Raw genomic sequence first — 13,547 nt, 5'->3', positions numbered from 1 at the left:
AAGCCTTGCTATTGACTTTTTTTAACCGTTGTGGTATATTTTCTTTTCCACTAAAATTGTTTTTTATATCATTTCTTTAACCATAAGTAGAGGAGGGCGACATGGAAAACGGAAAAATTTTGGCTGCCGATGACGAAATGGGAATGAGGGAAATATATTCAACATTGTTTCAAAGCGCGTTTCCGACACATGAAATTCTTCTCGCCGAATCCGCGGCGGGGGCAAAAGCATTTTGCACCCTGAGTAACATCCGCTTGCTTGATGCCGTCGTTCTTGACGGTAATCTGGGCGATGGATATGCCTGGGACGTGGTTGACAGTCTGATTAGTTACGGATATAAAGGTGGAATCATCGTCGTTACCGGGGGCTTCCCCAAGGCTGTACCGAGTGATTATTTCGACCGGATAGACGTAACCTTGAAGAAGCCGGTCGATCTGGATCTGATCGTTTCCTTAATGACTCATTTTATCAAGCCCAGGGTTGATGAGCGTTGGAAGAATCAAAATCAATAAGACCGGATTGCCGGTAACATGATAAAGGTCAGTAAGTTTACTGGCCTTTTTTTATTGGAGAAAAAGGTCAAAAATCCATTAGTAAAGTCTTTTTTCTTATGATATAATAAAATTAATATGGCTAAGAAAATAGTCCGATTTTTTGTGTATTATCTTTTTCTCGTCTTGATCGGCGGATTTTGTTTTTTTCACGATTCTTCGGCTGGGGAAAGCGGGCAAAGTAATGGTAAAAATATCAACATCGCCGCTTCTGCCAAGCAAGACGGAAATAATGAAATTTTAGTTAAATATAAAAGTTCCGCGGAGCCGGCGGCAGTTAAGGTGCCGGTTGGCGTTAAGCTTGATGATTTTTTGTCGTTCTATCAAAAGAAGAGCGACGTGGAATATGCCGAGCCGAATTATGTCTATCATGCCTCGGTAATTCCTTCCGATCCCAATTATTCCAAACAATGGTATCTGGAGCGGATTCGCGCGCCGCTGGCTTGGGACAGGATCCGGGAAACTCCCAATGTGGTCATCGCGGTGATCGATACCGGCGTCCAAATTAATCATCCTGACCTCGCCGCCAATATCTGGAAAAATTCCGGTGAGATCCCGGGCAACGGGATTGATGACGATCATAACGGATTTATCGACGATTATAACGGCTGGGATTTTGTGAATAACGTGCCTGATCCCTCGCCGAAATTCGAAGACGGTTTAACCGAAGCTGGCGTGATGCACGGCACGATCGTGGCCGGGATCATTGCCGCGGTCGGCAATAACGGCAAAGGGATCAGCGGCATCACCTGGCAGGCGAAGATCATGCCGTTAAAAGTTTTGGACGACAAAGGCGAAGGGCGGACTTCCGATGTGGTCAGAGCCATCGATTATGCCATCAATAATAAAGCCGCGATCATTAATTTGAGTTTTGTCGGGTTGGATTACAGCCGCGCTCTTTATGAGGCGATCACCCGCGCTTATAACGCCGGCGTGATCGTGGTGGCGGCGGCAGGAAACGAAGAGTCACAAGGCCAGGGATATAATCTTGACGAAACTCCGATGTATCCGGCCTGCGATGACGGCGAAAATAATATGGTGATCGGCGTGGCCGCGACCGACGCGATCGATCAAAAGGCGGTTTTTTCCAGCTATGGTTCAAGATGCGTGGATCTGGCCGCTCCCGGGGTCGGTTTTTTCAGCACAGCCGTGTACGCGCCGACCCAGCAAATCAATAATACCGCTCTGGATCAATATTACAGCGGTTATTGGTCGGGAACTTCAATGGCCACGCCGGTAGTAGTGGGCGTTTTGGCGCTGTTGGAAGGGATCAATCCCGGCGCCAAAGCCGGCGAGATCAAAGATATTCTTTTAGCTACTGCTGATGATATCAGCCGGCTCAATCCCGCTTATCAGGGAAAACTGGGACGCGGCCGGGTCAATGCTCTTAGCGCCGTGGCTTTGGCCGATCGGGAAAAACAAAATCAAAGCGTTAAGCTTCTTCTGGCTCCTGCCTCCGGGGATTCGGCCGAAGTGAGAGAAGTGCAGCCTGATAATACGTTGATCAAAAAATTCAATGCCAATCCCAGCGGTGGAATTTATTTGGCATCGGGCGACGTCGATGGCGACAACAAAGTCGAGATCATCGCCGGCCCGGCTTCGGGGGTTGCCGGCCGGGTAAAAATATTCAATACCGAGGGAAAATTTAAAAGCCAATTTTACGCCTATGCCGCGAATTACCGCGGCGGCGTCAAGGTGGCGACCGGTGATTTTGACGGCGACGGCAAAGACGAAATTATCACTGCCGCTGGCTCCGGTTTGAAGTCTGACGTGAAAATTTTTGACAATCAGGGCCGGTTGAAAAATCAGTTTACCGCCTATGACGCCAAGTTTTTGGGCGGAGTCAATATTGCCGCGGGCGATGTTGACGGCGACGGAAAGACCGAGATCGTCACCGGTCCCGGTTCGGGCTATCCGCCGCAAGTTAAAATTTTCAGCGCCAAAGGAATTGTTAAGAGCCAATTTTTAGCTTACGATAAAAATTTTCACGGCGGAGTCAATGTTACCGTGGCTGATCTTTATGGCGGCGCGGCTAATCACCAGGAGGAAATCGTAACTGCCCCGGGAAAAGGCGGCGGACCGCATATCAGGATTTTTGACGGCAAGGGAAAATTGCAAGGCCAATTTTTCGCTTATGACCGGAGTTGGCACGGCGGCGTGAACATTGCTTCCGGCGATACCAACGGCGACAGCCTGGCGGAAATAATCACCGGCGCCGGCGCGGGCGGCGGGCCGCACGTGCGGGTCTTTGATCCGAGCGGCATCATTCTTCAATCCTATTACGCTTTTGATCCGGCTTTTGCGGGCGGAGTGAATGTCGGGACAGCATCAATTAAAAATTAAAAAAGAAAAAATAAAAAATTCCCCTCTTGGGAGGCCCATCTCGCTGAGGCTCGCCGAGGCGGAGGTGTCCGGAGCGAAGCGAAGGGCGGGGAGGGTCTGATGGCGCATAACTCATAACTCATAACGCGTAACGCGCGCAACGAAAAAGTTTTGTCCCCTCCTCGGGAGGGGTGGCCGCGCCTCGCGGACGGGGAGGGTCTATTACTGGCATTATCATCAAAAATTTTCACTACTTTTTCAAATAATATAAATATGAAATTACTGCTTACTTCGGCAGGCTTAACGAATAGATCAATTGCAGATGCGCTTTTGGATTTGGCAAAGAAACCGTTCGCTGAACTTAATTTGGCGATTATCCCGACGGCGGCGAATATGGAAAAAGGCGACAAGGGCTGGATGATTGATGATTATTTTAATTGTAAAAAACAGGGATTCAAATTGATTGATATAGTCGATATTTCCGCCCTGCCGCAGAATATTTGGCGGCCAAGGCTTGAGGCTGCTGATGTTTTACTGTTCGAGGGGGGAAATAGTTTTTATTTAAATCATTGGATCGAAAAATCCGGACTGAAAGAAATTTTACCTCAAATGCTAGAGACTCGAGTGTATGTGGGGATTAGCGCGGGCAGCATGGTCGTTTGCAAAAATTTAGATTTGAGCACCTCGGAAAAATTGTATTACGACGCGCCCAGTGAATTTGATAAGAACGAAGGTTTGGGGTATATAGATATTTTAATCAGGCCGCATTTGAATTCACCGGATTTCCCTAACGTTAATATGGGAAAACTTACCGAGCTGGCGCAAGAATATCCTGAAGAATTTTATGCGATTGATGATAATTCGGCTATTAAAATTAACGGCGATGAGATTGCTGTCGTATCGGAAGGCATATGGAAAAAATTCAATTAAGCAAAAATTATTATATAAAAAATAATTAAATATTTATTTGCAATAATCGTTACGAGTTACGCGTTACGAGTTACGCGTAGAGCGTTACGCGTTATGCGTTATGCGTTATGAGCAAGCATGCAATATTCGAAAAGAAGAACGTGCTGGTCGTCGGGGGCGCCGGTTTTATCGGCTCGCATCTTTGCGACGAACTGATCAAGACCTGCAAGGTGATCTGCCTGGATAATTTTTCCACCGGCTCGGAACGAAACATCGACCATCTTTTCGCCGAACCGGATTTCGCTTTTTTGCGCCATGATTTAAGCGTGCCGCTCGATTTGGAAAACGAGCAGTCATTGCAAAAATTCAAGATCCAATTCCAGGGCATCCAGGAAATTTACAATCTGGCCTGCCCGAACTCGGCCAAGAATTTCCAAAAAAATCGCGACGCGACGCTGCTGGCCAATTCCTACGTGGTGAAAAATGTTTTGGATCTGGCTAAAAAATACGAAGCCAAGCTGCTGCATTTTTCCTCCTCGGTGGTTTATGGTCCGCGCCGCGAGGGCAACCCGAAGATAAAAGAAGATGATATCGGGGCGGTGAATTTTCTTTCCGAGCGCGCCTGCTACGATGAAGGCAAGCGTTTTGCGGAAACTTTTATCCATACTTATCGGGAGACGCATGGCATCGACGCCAAGATCATCCGCGTCTTCCGCACCTACGGGCCGCGCATGCCCTTGAACGACAATCAGATGATCCCGGATTTCGTGAGCAACGCTTTGGACAATAAGGATTTGGTGATCTATGGCGATGAAACTTTTACCTCTTCTTTCTGTTATGTTTCCGACGTGATCGACGCGGCGCTGAAAATAATGGAAACCGACCTGGTCGGACCGCTCAATATCGGCTCAGACGTCGATGTTAAGCTCGTTGATCTGGTCCAAAAGATAATCGACCGGATCGGTTCGCAATCGAAGATCGTTTATGAGCCGGCGCATTTTTTTATGACCGAACTTTGCCTGCCGGACATCACGATCGCCACCAATGATCTGGGCTGGCTGCCGGTCGTTACTTTGGATAAGGGGTTGGAAAAAACCATCGATGAACTGCGGGCGAGCAAGGGATTGAAGGGAATAGAAGAAAATATCCAATAATAAATAACCAATAATTAAAACAATATTTTAATATTGAAATATTGTAATATTTTTTGGATATTGGATATTAAATATTGGTTATTATTTTTTATGTTATCACTAAAACAAAATTTAAAAGAGCAATTGGCAATCGACCTGGATATCAAAGTTTTGCGGGTGATCGACAAGATTTTTAATTTTGCCATCGGTTGCGAGGCCGATGAGATTTATTTCGAGCCAACAACCAAAAATTTGGCGATAAATTTTAGGGCCGGCGGCGAATTGAAAAAAACGCTGCTCTTGTCCAAAAAAATCGAGCCGGCGGTTATAGTTGGCGTAAAAGAAATGGCCGGGCTGAATTATCCCACGGATAATTCGCCAACCAGCGGCAGATTTAAAAAAGATTATTTGGGTTATAAAATAATTTTTTCCTTGGGCGTTCACCAGACGGTAGCCGGGGAAAAGATCGTGGTTAATCTTTTTAAAGAAAAATTCGAGCTCCTTAGCCTCGGCCGGCTGGGGCTGAACGAACCGGCTCTGGAGAAAGTTAAAAAGAATTTGGCGGCCAAAAAGGGATTGGTGGCGGTGATCGGCGATTATAATTCCGGCCGCACCGCTACGCTGTATAGCTTTATCAATTTTCTCAAAAACAGAGAACTGAATATTGCCACGGTGGAGCAAGACGTGGCCGCGGATTTGCCCGAGATCAATCAAAGCCGGTTAAATCCTTCGGTCGGTTTTGGCTCGAGGGTGGCGATCAACGCCATTCGCCGCCAAGATGCCGACGTGGTGATGATCGGCGAGGTCAATGATCTTGATACTGTGGCAGCGGCCTTTCATTTGGCCTCGGCCGGCCATTTTGTTTTGGCTGGTTTTTACAGCCGCGATTTGCTTGGCACTTTGGAATTTTTGCTCGATTTGGGGTTGCCCTTATCTTTATTTTCAGCCAACACCGGATTGGCGATCACTCAGCGCTTAGTCGATAAAAATTGCCCCCATTGCTTGACCAGGCAAAAGGCCGGTCAAGAGCATTGGCGCCGCTTGCAAAAAAAAATATCGCTGGCGAAATTATTGCCCAGGCTTAAGCGGGACAAGATCGTTTCCGAGAAAATATTTCGGCCGGAAGAACTGATTTTTTACAAGAGTCGCGGCTGTCCGCGCTGCCAAAATTCGGGCAAGGCGGGAAAGGTCGGAATTTTCGAAGTTTTAGAAATTACCCCGGCGGTAAAAAATCTGATCAAGACCGGACATTTTTCGGCGATCCGGCAGGAATTAACCAAGCAAGACGGCTATTCTTTGGCTGAAGACGCCCTGATCAAATCTTTAAGCGGACTTATTTCGATCGAAGAAGTTCTTAGGGTGATTAATTAATATTTTTCATATGTTAAAAATTTCGCCAAGAAAAAAATTGGAATTCATCGCGCTGATCTTTATTTTTTTATGTTCGCTGATTTTTCCTTTGGCCCGTGATATGACTCAAGCCGCGGGCAATATTATTTACGCCGATATCGACGGCGACGGCAATCTCGAACAGGCGCAAAATAATGACAGTAATTCGGTTAACGGCTACGAAACATTTTCTGATCCGGACGGCTCCACCACTTTGATTTTGGCGCTCAATGGCAATTGGGACGGCAAGACTGATTTTTTCCTCGACATTGACCATGACGGCCTGCCGGAAAAATATTGGGATCCTTCGGGCACTATTATTTCCAACGTCACGATCACCAACGTCGAAAGCGGCGCTAAAGCGATTCTGGATGATTGGGTGTTCAGTTCCCAGGGCAACAATATCAACGACCGCTACTATTCTCCCAACTTCCACGTCATCCGCCAGCAAGCCAGCTCTACTGATTTATCGCTAACTAAAATTGTGAGCGATCCGACTCCTGATCCGGGCGACGCCATTACTTATACTTTTACGGTCGCTAATAACGGCGATTATGACGTGCCGGGCATTCAGGTGGCCAATGCCAAAGCCCCCGGCCAATTCATCTATCAATCCTCTTCAAGCTCTCAAGGAACATACGATCATGATTCCGGAATTTGGACTATCGGCACGGTGGCGGCCGGCGCCCAGGCTGTTTTAACCGTGACCGCCCAAGTTCCCGGAAGCTTCTGCGGTAATGTTGTTGACCCAACCGCCACGGTAAGTTTTACGCCGACTTCCACGCCGATTGTTTTACCGAAAGGCGAGAGTATCGGCGACACGGCTGATGCTTCTTTCCTTGGCGATGCGGCCGGGGATGATACTGGTTTTGGGAACATCGGTCCGGGCGGCGATCTTAATGGCGACGGGTATCAAGATTTTTCCATCAACATTTCCAATGAAAATGACGCTTCGGGAAAAGTCGACGTGATTTTCGGCAAACCGACAGTCTGGCAAAAAGACGTGACCATGGCTGACGCGGACAATGTTACCATCTATCACGATGATCGTTCTGATATTTTTTTGGGATTTGACGCGCCAAGCCCGATGGATCTTAACCATGACGGGCTTAATGATTTGGTTTTTTCCGATTTAGGTCCTGATGGCAACGGCAATGTTTTTCCGGTTTGGATAGTTTTGGGCAAGACTTCGGCCTGGCCGAAAAGCGTGGATGTTGCCAGCTCGACGGATTTTTTCAACTCTTCTTTCTATGGGGCGCAGGGCTCCATTAACGTCGGCGATGTAAATCATGACGGCTATGATGATCTTAATATTTTGGACACTACGGATGCTTATAGTCATTTGCTCTTCGGCCGAAATTCCGGCTGGCCGATCAACGGCAATCTGGCCACTTCTTCGGATTTTTCTTTTGAGCAAGCAGTTGGTAATTCCGCGCTAAGATTGGGCGATGTCAATGGCGACGAAATTGATGATTTTATGATCATTGATAAATATGCCGTAGCGTCATCCGGTAAAGCCTATATATTTTTCGGCAAAACGTCCGGCTGGCAGCAGAATGCCGATTCTGACGCTTCTTTTATCGGCGAACCTCAAAACGGCGCAACCGAGCCCAGCCATTTGGGAGGGTATATCAGCGCTAATGAAAATCCGCTGGGAGATATTAACGGCGACGGCATTGACGATATCGGCTTGGCGAGTTATGAAAACAGCCAAGTCGGCGCCTACTCCGGCAAGGCCTATATTATTTTGGGAAAAACTTCCGGCTGGCAAAACAATCAGGAGATCGGCACTTCTTCCGACGCTTCTTTCGTCGGTGAAATGGCCAACAGCAAATTGCAATCAATCAGGAATATCGGCGATGTCAACGGCGACGGCGTTGATGATCTCGGCCTGGTCGCTTCGCATAACTCGCAAGGATTTGACCGCAATGGAAAAATTTACGTGATTTTTGGAAAAACTTCCGGCTGGCAAAATGATCAGGAGATCGGCACTTCTTCCGATGCTTCCTTCTTGGGCGTTAAAGACAGGGAGAAATTGCGCGATGTGGATGCCGTCGGGGATTTTAACGCCGACGGTTATGCTGATTTTTTGGTTGATAGTTGGGGCACTGATGTCACCTTGAAGGGTGATTTGTATTTAATGCTGGGAAAACCGGCCGGCTGGACAAAGAATAATTCCATTGCTTCTTCGGCCGCCGCTTCCTTTGTCGGCGAGGCTGATGAAGATCAATTGCAGGTTTCCGGCGCCTCCGAGTTGTTCGGCGATTTGAACGGCGACGGGTATGACGATATTGTGGTCGGCGCGGGGTATAATAATGATAACGGAGAGCATGCCGGAAAAGTCTATATTATTTTCGGCAAGGAAGATGAATCCTGGCTGATTGATTCCGATTATTCCGATAATTCGGCCACGACCAGTGTTCAAATCCAGTGTCTTACCTTGGCCTATGCTGCCGGAGCTCACGGTACGATCATTGGCAGCAGCACGCAGATGGTGAATTCCGGCGCCAGCGGCTCGGCAATAACCGCCTCGCCAAATTCCGGCTACCGATTTGTCCGCTGGAGCGACAGCTCTACCAGTAATCCCCGCATTGACACTAATATTATCAGTGATATTTCCGTAAGCGCCTCATTTGAATTTATTCCCACCAACAGCGGCAACTTCAGCGCTCCTTATTGCTCCAACGTCAGTTATGGTGATTGGGGAAATTGCGCTAACGGCATGCAATACCGCGATGTTTTAAGCCAATCTCCGATGTTTTGCGCTTTGACAACCGCCCAGCAGGCAACCAGATCAAAGGTTTGCGGCGCCGCTTCGGCCATTCCGATAACTCCGGCTGCCCCTGCCGCTCCGGCTGGCAATATTTTGTCAGAGATCGCCGCGGAAGCCGGGATCGTCAGCGCTAACAACGCTCCAGATTTATTAGCCGATCTGGGCCAGACGGCCGACGCGGCCAAGGAACAGGCCGGTTTGATCAAATACAAAATAATTTTAAATCAAGATAGTAAAATTACCGCAACGGAAAAAACAGCGATCAATAATTTTATCGTTTACGGAACCAAGAGCACCCGGCGTTTAGGCGCCGGCGAACGGGCCGGAGTGATCAATTCCTATTTCCAAGCCTATGGCAGGCTGCCTAACTCCGAGGCAGAATGGTCAGATGTGATCAAGATCGCTAACGGCCGCTGGCCCAGCGAGCGCAGCGCAACTTCGGAAAATCAAGCTAAAATTGAATTTAAAAAAATCTATGGCCGCAACCCTGTACTGGCCAATAGTTATGATCAGAATGCGGTAATGGTTATCGCTTACGGCTTAATACCGCGGCAACGTAATTTAGCCAGCGAGGTGATCGCTGCCCGAATTTTCCGCTATTATTATGGGCACACCCCGGTCAACGCTTTGGCCTGGAACGTCGTCCGCGCGATCGCCTATTCCGGCGCGACCAGGTAATTTAAAGCATGAATTAGCCAAAAAATATAAAAAACTTCGGTATTTAATCCGAGGTTTTTGTTTACTAATTTAGATAAATAATGATATGATAAATAGCCAAGAAGATTTCGAGGCGATCTGGGCAAGGATTTCCTCGCCAGTAAGATTTTATGAGAATTTTTTGTGTAATTCCAGCCTTAAATGAGGAAAAATATATCGCCGAAGCAGTAGCTAAAGTTAAGCTGTTGGCAGAGGAAGTGGTTGTCGTGGATGACGGCTCAACCGATCTGACGGCCCAATTGGCCGAAGCGGCCGGAGCCACGGTTTTAAGGCATTTGATAAATAGCGGCCAGGGCGCTTCGCTGGAAACAGGCAATCAGTATGCGTTAAAAAACGGCGCGGATATAATTTTTCATTTTGACGCGGACGGACAATTCTCGGTTGATGATATTCCCGAAGTTTTGGCGCCGCTTTTTGCCGGCGAAGCCGAAGCGGTGCTCGGTTCGCGTTTTCTGGGCAAAGAGTCGAATATGCCGCCCTTTAAGAAAAAAGTGATCATGCCGATTGCGCGCCTGGTCAACCGCTTGCTTTTGGGAGTAAAACTGACCGACCCGCAATCCGGTTTTCGGGCGATGACCGCCGCGGCCTGGCGGAAAATTCCGATTAATCAGAAAGGAATGGCGCACGCGAGCGAAATATTATACAAGATCGTCAAAAATAAAATTAAAATAAAAGAAGTGCCGATCAAGGTAACTTATCACGATTTCGGCCAAAAATTTTCCGGCGGAATAAGGATTATAAAAGATATAATTTTGGCAAAATTAATGGACTAGCGACAATTATGAATTATAAATTATAAATGATAAATTTTCTCGTGATTTATTTTTTATAATTTATAATTAATAATTTATAATTTATGCTTCAGCAGGCAATTGCTTTGATTATTATTTTGTTTTTTGTTTTTCGCTTGTTTATTTTGAAAAAGCGCGCCGGGGTTTCCGCCAATGAATTTATTTTTTGGCTGGTCTTTTGGTTTATCGCCGGCTTGGGCGTGATCTTTGTCAAAGATTTGGACCGGCTGGCGGCGGCGCTGGGTTTTTCCGCTTCCGGCATTCAGATCATTCTTTACGCCGCCGTAGCCGTCTTGTTCTATATGAATTTCCGCCTGCGCTTGAAAATCGAAAAGATGGACAAAGATATGACTAAGGTAGTTCGGGAAATTGCCTTAAAAGAAAAAGATGTAAAATCCGAAGCACAAAATCCAAAATCCGAAATAAATTCTAAATTTTAATAATTAAATTTAAAAATTTATCTTATGTTGTCAGCCAAAGATATAGCGATTGATTTTATTAATTTTATTTTCGGAATAATTATCATCGGCCTTACCATTCTTTATTTTATCTCGGGAGATAACTTTGCCAATTTTCGCCGGATTTTGGAATCATTGGCGCCCTTGGCAGTCTTGGCCATAATTTTTTTGGTCAACTTGAAGCTGTGGCGCGTTCAGGCCAAGAAAAAAGAAAGAGAAGGGAATATGGACTTGACCTTGCAATTGGCTTTTACGGACAAATTAAAAAGCGACATGTTTCTTTTTCTTCTTCCTGCTGTCGTGCTATCGATTGCTTTTATCATCAATAAAAAAGTCGGAACAATTGATGTCTTAGAAGCTTTAGCGGTTTTTGTCATTGCCTTTCTTTGGCAAAAATGGCTGTTTAGCAAGGAAAGAATGTCATAACACTTGCCTAAATTATTTTAATTCGGATGAGCCGCATTCGCAGTGCGGCAGACGAATCCAATGAAGATCGCCCAAATAGTTTGCGTTTATCCGCCCTATAAAGGCGGCATCGGCACGAGCGCGCTGGAGACGGCGCGCGTTTTGTCATCGGCTCATCATGAAGTAAAAACTTTTACTATTAATTATAAGTCCCCTCTCGAGAGGGGTGGATCCGCCCCTGGCGGAGACGGGGTGTGTTACAGTGGGGGGCAGGGAGAAGTGATTCGCCTCAAAGCGTTTCCTAAAATCGGCAACGGAGGTTTTTTACCGCAACTGTTTTGGCGTCTGCAGAATTTTGATCTGGTTTTTCTGCATTATCCTTTTTTCGGCGCCGCGGAAATCGTCTGGCTCTTAAAAAAGTTTGTTTGGCATAATAAAACCAGGCTGGTCGTTCATTTTCACATGGAGCCGGAATTTTCCTCGCCACTTTTGAAAATTTTGTCATGGCCTTCACGGCTAATCATGCCGTCGCTATTTAAGCAAGCTGATTTGATCGTTTGCGCTTCGCGCGATTACGCTGAGGCGAATATGCCACGGGAAATTTGGGCGGCCAGCCAGGATAAAATAAAAGAAATTCCTTTCAGCGTTGATGCGGAAAGATTCAAGCCGGCCGCGCCGCCAGAAAGCGCTTCGCCATATCTTGAGCCAGAGGAAAAAGAAAATATTTTCAAGATCCTTTTTGTCGGCGGCTTGGATAAAGCCCATTATTTTAAGGGTATTGATATTTTGCTTGACGCCTTGAGTTTATTGGATAAAGATAGGGAAAATTGGCAAATGGAGATCGTCGGCGGCGGCGATTGCCAAACACAATACGAAAATCGTGCGCGCGAATTAGGACTATCCGATAAAGTTATTTTTGCCGGCCTAGTCAGTGATGAAGAATTGCCGAAGAAATATCAAGCAGCTGATTGTTTCGTCTTGCCCTCGGTAAATAAAGGCGAAGCCTTTGGCATTGTGCTTTTGGAAGCAATGGCTTCGGGTCTGCCGGTGATCGCCTCTAATCTGCCCGGCGTGCGCCAAGTTTTTATCAACGGTCAGGAAGGCATGCTTGTCCGTCCGGGCAATGCCTATGATCTGAAAGGGAAAATGGAATTTTTAATGGAAAATTCGGAAAGGCGAGTAGAAATGGGAAGAGCGGCGAGGAAGTTGGCGGAGGAGAAATATAGTCTGGAAAAAATTAGCAATAAGTTAATTAGTGAATTGGTTAATTAGTTTGAGTGTAGAATTTGTTAAATGTCCTGAAATTTTTTTACTATTCAACTAAGTACCCAATTGACTAAGCGACTAATTACAATGAAAATAGTCATCATCAATAATCTTTACGCTCCCTGGATCCGCGGCGGGGCCGAAAAGATCGCCGAGAAAACGGTTGAGGGCTTGGAAAAACAAGGTCATGAGGTTTTTGTCATTGCTACCGCGCCGATCGGATCCCGAACCGATAAAGCGTGTTATCTATCCTCGATTTTTTATAATCTGGAAAAATATCCGCTTTGGCTGCGATTCTTTTGGCATCTTTGGGATATTTTCAATTTCGTTAACCGCGCCAAAATAAAAAAAATTCTGCAAGAAAAAAAACCAGGCTTGGTCATTACTCATAATTTGCAAGGCGTTGGTTTTCTCTTGCCGGGATTGTTGCGAAAAATGAAAATCAGGCATATCCATACTTTGCACGATATCCAGCTTTTGCATCCTTCCGGCTTGATGATCTGGGGAAAAGAAAAAATGGTCAATTCGCTGCCGGCAAAAATTTATCAGACAATTACGCGTTTTTTGCTGGGTTCGCCCGCAGTCGTTATCTCGCCTTCCCAATGGCTTTTAGACGAGCATTCGAAGCGCGGATTTTTCAAAAATTCGCAAACAAAAGTTTTACCGAATTATTTTTTGGGCGCAGGGTTCAAGGCGCAGGGCTCAAGGTCTAAAAATGATGTTTTCTCTTTTTTGTACGTTGGACAAATTGAAGAGCACAAGGGGGTTAAAATTTTGATCGAAAGCTTTTGGCAGTTTTTACAGGGTAATATGAATTTGCGCGCTGAATTGGT

11 protein-coding genes are annotated in these 13,547 nt (G+C 46.3%); all 11 read left to right on the top strand.

Features of this window, described 5'->3' with window-relative positions:
- The first annotated feature begins 101 nt into the window (after positions 1 to 101).
- Entirely contained in the window at positions 102 to 512 is a 411-nt protein-coding gene (locus PHE24_05470) for a hypothetical protein (GenBank protein MDD4902555.1), read from the top strand.
- Positions 513 to 629: 117 nt separating this feature from the next.
- Complete coding sequence (locus PHE24_05465) at positions 630 to 2,894, top strand: S8 family serine peptidase (protein MDD4902554.1); 2,265 nt, start codon at positions 630 to 632, stop codon at positions 2,892 to 2,894.
- A gap of 252 nt (positions 2,895 to 3,146) precedes the next feature.
- Positions 3,147 to 3,803: a Type 1 glutamine amidotransferase-like domain-containing protein gene (locus tag PHE24_05460; GenBank protein ID MDD4902553.1), complete on the top strand. Its 657-nt coding sequence runs from the start codon at positions 3,147 to 3,149 to the stop codon at positions 3,801 to 3,803.
- A 107-nt stretch (positions 3,804 to 3,910) separates the two neighbouring features.
- Entirely contained in the window at positions 3,911 to 4,936 is a 1,026-nt protein-coding gene (locus PHE24_05455) for an NAD-dependent epimerase/dehydratase family protein (GenBank protein MDD4902552.1), read from the top strand.
- A gap of 90 nt (positions 4,937 to 5,026) precedes the next feature.
- A complete protein-coding gene (locus PHE24_05450) occupies positions 5,027 to 6,286 on the top strand; it encodes an ATPase, T2SS/T4P/T4SS family (protein ID MDD4902551.1) in 1,260 nt (419 codons plus the stop codon).
- A gap of 10 nt (positions 6,287 to 6,296) precedes the next feature.
- Positions 6,297 to 9,755: a hypothetical protein gene (locus PHE24_05445; GenBank protein ID MDD4902550.1), complete on the top strand. Its 3,459-nt coding sequence runs from the start codon at positions 6,297 to 6,299 to the stop codon at positions 9,753 to 9,755.
- Between the two features lie 149 nt (positions 9,756 to 9,904).
- On the top strand, positions 9,905 to 10,567 hold the full coding sequence (locus PHE24_05440; protein ID MDD4902549.1) for a glycosyltransferase family 2 protein: 663 nt from the start codon (positions 9,905 to 9,907) through the stop codon (positions 10,565 to 10,567).
- Between the two features lie 83 nt (positions 10,568 to 10,650).
- A complete protein-coding gene (locus PHE24_05435; GenBank protein MDD4902548.1) occupies positions 10,651 to 11,025 on the top strand; it encodes a DUF2304 domain-containing protein in 375 nt (124 codons plus the stop codon).
- A 24-nt stretch (positions 11,026 to 11,049) separates the two neighbouring features.
- Entirely contained in the window at positions 11,050 to 11,469 is a 420-nt protein-coding gene (locus tag PHE24_05430; protein ID MDD4902547.1) for a hypothetical protein, read from the top strand.
- A 60-nt stretch (positions 11,470 to 11,529) separates the two neighbouring features.
- A complete protein-coding gene (locus tag PHE24_05425; protein ID MDD4902546.1) occupies positions 11,530 to 12,720 on the top strand; it encodes a glycosyltransferase family 4 protein in 1,191 nt (396 codons plus the stop codon).
- Between the two features lie 81 nt (positions 12,721 to 12,801).
- Positions 12,802 to 13,547: glycosyltransferase (locus PHE24_05420; protein MDD4902545.1), on the top strand; the 746-nt coding region annotated here is incomplete at its 3' end.

The organism is Patescibacteria group bacterium, from assembly GCA_028707065.1.
GTDB lineage: Bacteria > Patescibacteriota > Patescibacteriia > Patescibacteriales > WJLG01 > JAQTUZ01.
This window is presented reverse-complemented; position numbering and strand designations above follow the sequence as displayed.